General features: G+C 60.5%; 6 protein-coding genes, 1 tRNA gene and 1 pseudogene. 4 read left to right on the top strand and 4 right to left on the bottom strand.

Annotated elements, in window-relative coordinates; all coding sequences use genetic code 11:
- Positions 1–172, top strand: a pseudogene (locus AC1DE4_RS20710) (amino acid ABC transporter ATP-binding protein); the annotation flags it as partial.
- Between the two features lie 149 nt (positions 173–321).
- Here AC1DE4_RS20710 and AC1DE4_RS20705 read toward each other — a convergent pair.
- The gene (locus tag AC1DE4_RS20705; protein WP_018859943.1) at positions 322–756 is read right to left on the bottom strand and encodes a hypothetical protein; all 435 of its coding nucleotides are present in this window, start codon (positions 754–756) and stop codon (positions 322–324) included.
- Positions 757–986: 230 nt separating this feature from the next.
- Here AC1DE4_RS20705 and AC1DE4_RS20700 point away from each other — a divergent pair, with 230 nt between their 5' ends.
- The 3 genes from AC1DE4_RS20700 (at position 987) to AC1DE4_RS20690 (ending at position 3,555) form a co-directional block, all read left to right on the top strand.
- Positions 987–2,048 (top strand): methyltransferase domain-containing protein, encoded by a 1,062-nt coding sequence (locus AC1DE4_RS20700; protein WP_112641366.1) that lies wholly within the window; start codon positions 987–989, stop codon positions 2,046–2,048.
- Between the two features lie 230 nt (positions 2,049–2,278).
- Positions 2,279–2,353: transfer RNA gene (locus AC1DE4_RS20695), tRNA-Glu, on the top strand.
- A gap of 965 nt (positions 2,354–3,318) precedes the next feature.
- Positions 3,319–3,555 (top strand): SDR family oxidoreductase, encoded by a 237-nt coding sequence (locus AC1DE4_RS20690; RefSeq protein ID WP_112641372.1) that lies wholly within the window; start codon positions 3,319–3,321, stop codon positions 3,553–3,555.
- Here AC1DE4_RS20690 and recJ read toward each other — a convergent pair.
- The 3 genes from recJ to AC1DE4_RS20675 all read right to left on the bottom strand — a co-directional run bounded on the left by recJ (position 3,523) and on the right by AC1DE4_RS20675 (position 8,112).
- Positions 3,523–5,325 carry a single-stranded-DNA-specific exonuclease RecJ gene (recJ, locus tag AC1DE4_RS20685; RefSeq protein WP_112641375.1) on the bottom strand — a complete coding sequence of 601 codons (1,803 nt, stop codon included), beginning with the start codon at positions 5,323–5,325 and terminating at the stop codon, positions 3,523–3,525. The two genes, AC1DE4_RS20690 and recJ, sit on opposite strands and share 33 nt — an antisense overlap.
- Before the next feature lie 182 nt (positions 5,326–5,507).
- The gene (locus AC1DE4_RS20680) at positions 5,508–6,830 is read right to left on the bottom strand and encodes a homoserine dehydrogenase (protein ID WP_112641378.1); all 1,323 of its coding nucleotides are present in this window, start codon (positions 6,828–6,830) and stop codon (positions 5,508–5,510) included.
- Positions 6,831–6,894: 64 nt separating this feature from the next.
- Positions 6,895–8,112 (bottom strand): LL-diaminopimelate aminotransferase, encoded by a 1,218-nt coding sequence (locus AC1DE4_RS20675; RefSeq protein ID WP_007532313.1) that lies wholly within the window; start codon positions 8,110–8,112, stop codon positions 6,895–6,897.
- Positions 8,113–8,129 lie beyond the last annotated feature (17 nt).

Below are 8,129 nucleotides of genomic sequence, written 5' to 3'. Positions count from 1 at the left end.
AGGCATGACGATGCTCTGCGTGACGCACGAAATGGGCTTTGCGCGTCAGGTCGCCAACCGCGTCATCTTCATGGACCAGGGGCAGATCGTCGAGCAGAATTCGCCGGCCGAGTTCTTCGACAATCCGCAGCACGAACGCACCAAACTGTTCCTCAGCCAGATCCTGCACTAGGTCGATTGGCGAACAACGAATTCAAGGCCGTCGGATTTTTCCGGCGGCCTTTTCGTTTCGGGGCACTTCTGGCGGTTCACACCCGTCGCCATAACATCACAAACAAAAGGCCCCGATGACGGGGCCTTCCGAGGCGAGCCTGAGAGCGATCAGGTCTTCAGCTTGGCATTGCAGAGGCTGTAGAAGCCGCCGCCCTTCTGGATCCACTTCAGGCCATTAAGCGTGTTCGCATCCTTGTTCTGATGGTAGGCGTCGACGCAGGTATGCATCCGGCCCTTTCCGGGCGTTTCCTTGGCGTATTTCGGTGAAATTGCTGTCGGGAACGACACGCCCTTGGGCGCCGTCATCGTCGGCTTGTCCGGTTCTTCGCCACTGTTGAGGGTGACATCGGGTTCGGCCGTCGCATCCGGACCGCACTGCGCCTTGCGGAAATCGTTCCACTTCATGTTCTTCGCAGATCCGTCAGCCTGGGCCGATTTATACTTCGCGCTGCATTCCTTCATGGTCAGCGCCGAGGACGGCGTCGCAAACGCCAACGCCCCGAGCAGGGAAACGGACGCAAGAATAGTCAACTGCTTGATCATGATCTTTCCTCCAGGCCTCCAGGGGCAATCAAACTATCAGGCTGGCCAATTTTCTTGTCAACGCGACAATTGGCGCAACCAGTACGTTAGATTTGTTCAGGGCAACCGTCGAGCTCCGCTGACGGGATAACATCCCCGCGATGCAGCAGGCGTTTGCTTAGCGGCAAAACGCCGACGGTGGTATAGTGCCGGCCGGGCTGGCTTTTCCTGCACTTCCGAGGGAGGAAGACATGCGCGAACCTGACATGCAGAAAGTAGATGCACTCGTCGGCAGGTTGATCGGCGATGTTGGCGCGGCCGTCTCCGGAGCGCTGGTGGTGCTGGGCGATGACCTCGGCCTGTTCAAGGCCATGGCCGACGGCAAGCCGCGCAACTCTTCCGAACTGTCGAAGAAAACAGGTATCAAGGAACGTTATATCAGGGAGTGGCTGTCCGCCCTCGCAGCTGCCGACTACGTCAGCTATGACGAGAAGAACGATCGCTTTCATCTGACGCCAGAGCAGGCCATGGTCTTTGCCGAGGAAGACAGCCCAGCCTTCTTTGCTGGCGCCTTTCAGGTCGTGCAGGCCATGTGGACGGACGAACCGAAGGTGGCTGACGCCTTCCGCACCGGCAAGGGTGTGGGATGGCACGAACACAGCGCCTGCCTTTTCCGCGGCACGGAGCGTTTCTTCCGGACCGGCTACAACAACAATCTGGTTGCTGAGTGGATTCCGGCGCTCCAGGGCGTCGACGCCCGCCTCAAAGCCGGCGCCAAGGTCGCTGATGTCGGCTGCGGCCACGGCGCTTCGACGATCCTGATGGCTAAGGCCTATCCTGCCTCGACGTTCTTTGGCTTCGACTATCACGCCCCGTCGATCGAGCGGGCGAAGGCTGCCGCCAAGGAGGCCGGCGTCTCAGATCGCGTCACATTCCAACAGGCGCCCGCCGCCGGCTTTCCGGAGGGGAACTACGATCTCATCGCCATGTTCGACTGCCTCCACGACATGGGGGATCCGGTCGGTGCCGGCAAGCATGTCAAGGAATCGCTCTCGGCCGATGGGACCTGGATGGTCGTCGAGCCCTTCGCCCACGACTGCCTGAAGGACAATCTCAATCCGGTCGGCCGCGTCTACTACGGCGCGTCGACGATGATCTGCACGCCGGCATCGCTCTCTCAGGAGGTCGGCCTCGGACTCGGCGCGCAGGCCGGGGAAACCAAGCTGCGTAAGGTCGCCCTCGATGCCGGCTTCAAGCATTTCCGCCGCGCCACGGAAACACCCTTCAACATGGTCTTCGAGGTGCGCGCGTGAGGCGAGGTGCGGCGCGCTTGGCCATGGCCCGCCGCGTCACCTGAAACTTTCCACATGCTGAGAAGAGCTTGTGAATATAGAAATAACAGAGAAATATCAAAAGGATAGACAGATTTTCCTAGGCGCAGGAGGTTCAAGGGAGAGAAAAAATCGCGCGATTGTGATTTTTTCTGGTTTTGCCGCTTGCGGGATTCAAAGTGCCTGACTATAAGGGCGCCACCACGAAGGAAGCGCCCTTCGTCTATCGGTTAGGACACCAGATTTTCATTCTGGGAAGAGGGGTTCGACTCCCCTAGGGCGTGCCATCGTTTTCCCTTAAAAATCAGTTGTTTAGATACCCGCTTGCGGAAATTCGATAATTATTCCGAGTTTCGGGGGCAAGCGGATTATAAACTGCTTTTGTTAAAGCGAATGTCTGGGAATCAGCCACCTGCTATAGCTTGGGGCTCGGACATCATATGGTTCGAACCCTCCCCGCCATCTACCTAGCAGCAGAATGGAGCAGCCCATGGGTCACCTAAGATGACGGCTGATCTTCTGCTGCGTTACGGCGAAGCGGCGCTCCGCAACGCAGAGGAACCTCTCGTCGGAGCATCGCTATTGCGTGACCCTGGCACATTGAGCGAGCCTACTTCTTGGCTGTCGCGCGCATCGAGAAAGCGGGCAAGACTGCACGCATTTGATGCTCAGAACCGACACTTCTCTGATAACGCCGTTTGCAAAGGGCTGAAAACAGCGATGGAGAGTCACTCCCAGAAAATCAACTACGCATTGGTAGCCTGGACCCTGAGTGCCCCCGAGCCGCGTGATGCGCTTAAGATAGCGTTCGATTTGATTTTTCACATTAAGCGCGGCGCGAGCCCTCGATGAGCGTCAGGTAAAGACGCACTCGATTTGACCAAGCGGACCGAAGCGGCTGCGAGATGCTGGCCTGCCCAAACCTGAAGAATTTTCGAGCACGAACCAGTTGCGACCACGTCGTTCGGCTCGGGCTGGCGGCCCTTTGCTGCAAGCTCAGCAGCGGGCCAGGCGACAGCGTTCAACGGATCACCCATGACTGACGTCGCCTTTCCCGAAAAAACGGTATGCTTGAACAGAAATGTCGTCACGTCGATCTTGGCGACCTCGTCAAGCGGTATGCCGGGAGCAGGAGCCCTGCCACGTCTCCAGACTGGTTCATTTATTCTTATATTGGTCCCTATAAAACTATTAAAGGACGGATTTTCCGCACAATATATCGGTCGCTATAAAAATTGCATCGGAGAGACTTATGTCTGGAAAATTGGCGACCAAAGTTGCCCTCGTGACTGGCAGTTCGAGTGGCATCGGCCGTGCCGCAGCGCTTGGCGCAAAATCCGTCGCCATCCAAGCGGACTTTGCCAATGGCAAGGACGCGGTTGACAGTCTTTGGGAACAGTTCGAGGCAGCCGCAATTGCCGCCACTGGCGAGCCTTCACTGGATAGCCATGTGCACTCACCGCGCCGGAGCGGCGTCCTGGACGCGTAGCTGGATGCGTCGTACACCCTGGTAGTGGTCCGCGCCAAGCGAGCCTGCAACATGGAGGTTGGCGCCCCTCGAATTCAGCAGCAGGTTGCCGAGCTGCGTATCGGCGGCCCGGAAGGCGATCCCATCAAGGCGGGTGCCGTCCATGGCTTCGAGCGTCACCTTCACGTGCTTCTCGCCAACCAAACGAGAATCGCGAAGCCGATGGGCGGGAACAGCAAAGAGCGGCTGTGAATGCCCCGAGCCGTAAGGCCCGGCCGTCTCGAGGCGGTCGATCAGATCGAGCGTCGCGCCGCTGGCGGCAATCGCGCCGTCGATCTTCAGCTTCTCGTTGGCGACGAGTGCGGCAACCGTCTTTTCGGCTCGCTCGGCAAAGAAGCTGCGCAAGCGGCCGAGCTTGTCGCGCTCAACGGTGAGACCGGCAGCCATCGCGTGGCCGCCGCCCTTGACCAGCAGGCCATCGTCCACAGCCGCGCGCACCATCTTGCCCATGTCGAAGCCGTTGATGGAGCGACCCGAGCCGGTGCCTTTGCCGGATGGATCGAAAGCAATGGCAAAGGCCGGGCGCTTGAAGCGCTCCTTGAGACGGGCGGCAATCAGGCCGACGATCCCGGGGTGCCACTTTTCGTGGGCAGTGACGATGACCGAGGCGCCCTCGCCGTCCCCATATTCCGCCAGTGCCTCGGCCTCCGCTTCCAGCAGCATCGCCGCTTCCATCGCCTGCCTGTCGCGGTTGAGCTCATCCAGCTGCATGGCGATGGCGTCGGCCGCGCTCGTGTCGTCCAGGGTGAGCAGGCGGCTCCCGAGTGCCGCGTCGCCGATGCGACCACCGGCATTGATGCGCGGCCCAATCAGGAAGCCGAAGTGATAGGGCGTCACCGGTCCAGCAAGACCCGCCTTGCGAAAGAGAGCAGACAGGCCCGCATTGCCCTGGTGGCGGGCGGCGATCAGCCCCTTGACGACGTAGGCACGGTTCAGACCCTTCAGCGGCACGACATCACAGACGGTCGCAAGCGCGACGATATCGAGCCATTGCAGCAGGTCGATCGACCGTACGCGCGGGTTTCCTGCTTCCCGCAACAGCCTTAGCGTCGCGACGAGGACGAGGAACACGACGCCCGCCGCGCAGAGATGTCCCTGCCCGGAGAGATCGTCCTCCCGGTTCGGATTGACCAGCGCGTGGCACGGCGGCAGATCGTGTGTCACCTGGTGGTGATCGATCACCACCACATCGATATTGCGCCTCGCTGCCTCGGCCAGGGCATCATGGCTGGTCGACCCACAGTCGACGGTGACGATCAGCCGTGCACCGTTGTCGATCAAACTGCCGATTGCCGCAGCGTTAGGCCCATAGCCCTCGAAAATGCGATCCGGGATATAGATCTCAGCTCTGACGCCGAAGTGCTTGAGAAAGCGGAACATAAGCGCCGACGAGGACGCGCCGTCGACGTCGTAGTCGCCGAAAATCGCGACCTGTTCCTGGTTGCGGATGGCCTCGGCGAGCCGCTTGGCCGCCTTCTCACAATCCGTCAGGGTGTAGGGGTCCGGCATCAGGTTGCGGAGCGTCGGATCAAGAAACTCCAGCGCCTCGTCGACGGTGACACCGCGTCCGGCGAGGACGCGCGCGATAAGTTCAGGCAGCCCGTGCACCTGAGACATCGCAAGCGCCCGGTTTTGGCCGGCCTGATCCAGTCGCGATATCCAGCGGTTGTCCAGTACGGACCTCTCCACGCCCAGAAACGCACGTTGTACCGGATCGGCCGGAATCTCCATATCGCCTGCTGCCCTCGTCGCTTGTCACCACCCCGGGACCGGGAGTGATATCGGCAGCTTTATGCGGCTTGGCCCGGCCGCACAACGGTTTTGGACGAGACACTCGACGTTAGCTGTGGATGCGCGCGGCTGATCTACCGCGGCACCTTCGGCAACATCGATCTTCTGGGAGCGGGGGAGACTCAGTCTTCCTTCGGCCGCTCGATGCGGATCACCTGCGGTTCACCCACATGATAGCCCTCGCCCTTGATTGCGGCGACCGCCTTGCGAACGCAGTCCTCTGTTGTCGCGTGAGTCACCATGATGATCGTCTGGTGATGCGACGGCGCAAGGTGCTGCTTCGAGCGCTGGACGATCGATTCCAGCGAAATATGGTTTTCCGCCATGTGGGTCGCGACGCTTGCAAACACGCCCGTGCGGTCGAGCACGGTCAGGCGAATGAAATATCCACCTTCGTGGCTTCGCATCTGAGCCTTGCGGTAGGGCTCGAGCGATTTGGCGGGATGGCCGAGAACGGGCACGCGCTGGGCGCCAGGTCGGCTTTTTGCGATGTCCGCGATGTCACCGAGAACAGACGAAGCCGTCGCATTGCCGCCGGCGCCGGGCCCGACCATCAGCAACTCACCGAGAACATCGGACTCGATCGCCACGGCATTGGTCACGCCGTCGACCTGTGCAATCACGGAATCGACGGGCACCATCGTCGGATGGACGCGCTGTTCGATGCCGGTATCGGTCCGCTGTGCAACGCCGAGCAGCTTGATGCGGTAGCCGAGATCGGCGGCAGCGTGGATGTCCTCGATCGAGATGTTGGTGATGCCTTCGAGATAGATATCGTCGGCCGCGATCTGGTTTCCGAAGGCGAGCGTCGTGAGAATCGAGAGCTTGTGGGCGGTGTCGTTGCCTTCGATGTCGAAGGCGGGATCGGCTTCTGCATAGCCGAGGCGCTGTGCCTCCTTCAGGCAGTCGGCGAAGGACAGGCCTTCCTTTTCCATCTTCGTCAGGATGTAATTGCAGGTGCCGTTCATGATCCCGTAGATGCGGGAGATCGTATTGCCCGTCAGCGATTCGCGCAGCGCCTTGATGACGGGAATGCCGCCGGCAACCGCTGCTTCGAAGTTCAGCAACGCGCCCTTCTCTTCCGCGATCGTCGCCAGTTCGACGCCGTGGTAGGCAAGCAGCGCCTTGTTTGCTGTCACCACATGGAGACCGCGCTGTAGAGCAGCGCGTACGGAGCTGTTTGCCGATCCACCGACGCCGCCCATGAGTTCGACGAAAACGTCGATGTCGCCCTTCTCCGCCAGATCTTCCGGCCGGTCGAACCACTCGATGCCGCCGACGTCGATGCCGCGGTCCTTGGTCTTGTCGCGGGCGGAAACACCCGTAATCAGGATCGAGCGTCCGCACGTTGCGGCCAGCTCGTTGCTGCGCTGCTGAATGATACGGACAAGCGAAGCACCAACGGTACCTAAGCCCGCAATGCCGATTTTGAGGGCATCTGCCATGGATCGATCCTGAAATGTGTCATGAAGGGCAGCCGCCGGAAGCAGCTGCCGTTGAGGGATTATATCAGCGATGTGCGTTGAGCGAGATGACGTTGTGCATCGTCTCGTCTGCCGTCGACATGAACTTCTTGATGTTGCGGGCTGCCTGACGAATGCGGTGCTCGTTCTCGACGAGCGCCAGGCGCACGTAGTCGTCGCCCATTTCGCCGAAACCGATGCCTGGCGCGACAGCCACGTCGGCTTTCTCGACGAGCAGCTTGGAGAATTCCAGCGAACCGAGGTGACGGAACTTTTCCGGGATCTTGGCCCAGGCAAACATCGTCGCTGCCGGCGGCGGCACTTCAAAGCCGGCCTTGCCGAAAGTATCGACCATGACGTCGCGGCGGCGCTTGTAGACGTTGCGGACTTCCGCGATATCAGAGCCGTCGCCGTTCAGCGCGTGCGTTGCCGCTACCTGGATCGGCGTGAACGCGCCGTAGTCGAGGTAGGATTTGACGCGTGTGAGCGCGGCGATCAGACGCTCGTTGCCGACGGCAAAGCCCATGCGCCAGCCGGGCATCGAGAAGGTCTTCGACATCGAGGTGAACTCGACCGTCACATCCATCGCACCCGGAACCTCGAGAACCGACGGAGGCGGCTCGCCCTCGAAGTAGATTTCCGAATAGGCAAGGTCGGATAAGACGATGATATCGTGCTTCTTCGCGAACGCGATGACGTCCTTGTAGAAGTCCAGCGTCGCCACAAAAGCCGTCGGGTTGGACGGATAGTTGAGGATCAGCGCCAGCGGCTTCGGAATCGAATGGCGAACGGCGCGCTCCAGCGGCGGGAAGAAGCTCTCGTCCGGCTCGACCGACATCGAGCGGATGACGCCACCGGCCATCAGGAAGCCGAAGGCGTGAATCGGATAGGTCGGGTTCGGGCAGAGGATGACGTCGCCCGGCGCGGTGATTGCCTGCGCCATGTTGGCGAAGCCTTCCTTGGAGCCCAGCGTCGCGACGACCTGCGTGTCAGGATTGAGCTTCACGCCAAAGCGGCGCGCATAATAGGCAGCCTGCGCCCGGCGAAGGCCGGGAATGCCCTTGGAGGACGAATAACGATGTGTGCGCGGGTCCTGGACGACTTCGCAGAGCTTGTCGACGATCGCTTTCGGGGTCGGAAGGTCAGGGTTTCCCATGCCGAGATCGATGATATCGGCCCCGCCCGCTCGCGCGCTTGCTTTCAAACGGTTGACCTGTTCGAAAACGTAAGGCGGCAAACGCCGGACTTTGTGAAACTCTTCCATTTCTTTCCCCACGGAAA

The organism is Rhizobium sp. 10N414 (genome assembly GCF_056394785.1).
Note: the sequence above shows the minus strand (reverse complement) of the source record. Positions and strands in the feature narration are given on the sequence as shown.

Excerpts from the sequence above, each read along its gene's own strand:
- AC1DE4_RS20705 (WP_018859943.1), bottom strand. The coding sequence starts at position 756 with ATGATCAAGCAGTTGACTATTCTTGCGTCCGTTTCCCTGCTCGGGGCG.
- AC1DE4_RS20700 (WP_112641366.1), top strand. The coding sequence starts at position 987 with ATGCGCGAACCTGACATGCAGAAAGTAGATGCACTCGTCGGCAGGTTG.
- AC1DE4_RS20690 (WP_112641372.1), top strand. The coding sequence starts at position 3,319 with ATGTCTGGAAAATTGGCGACCAAAGTTGCCCTCGTGACTGGCAGTTCG.
- recJ (WP_112641375.1), bottom strand. The coding sequence starts at position 5,325 with ATGGAGATTCCGGCCGATCCGGTACAACGTGCGTTTCTGGGCGTGGAG.
- AC1DE4_RS20680 (WP_112641378.1), bottom strand. The coding sequence starts at position 6,830 with ATGGCAGATGCCCTCAAAATCGGCATTGCGGGCTTAGGTACCGTTGGT.
- AC1DE4_RS20675 (WP_007532313.1), bottom strand. The coding sequence starts at position 8,112 with ATGGAAGAGTTTCACAAAGTCCGGCGTTTGCCGCCTTACGTTTTCGAA.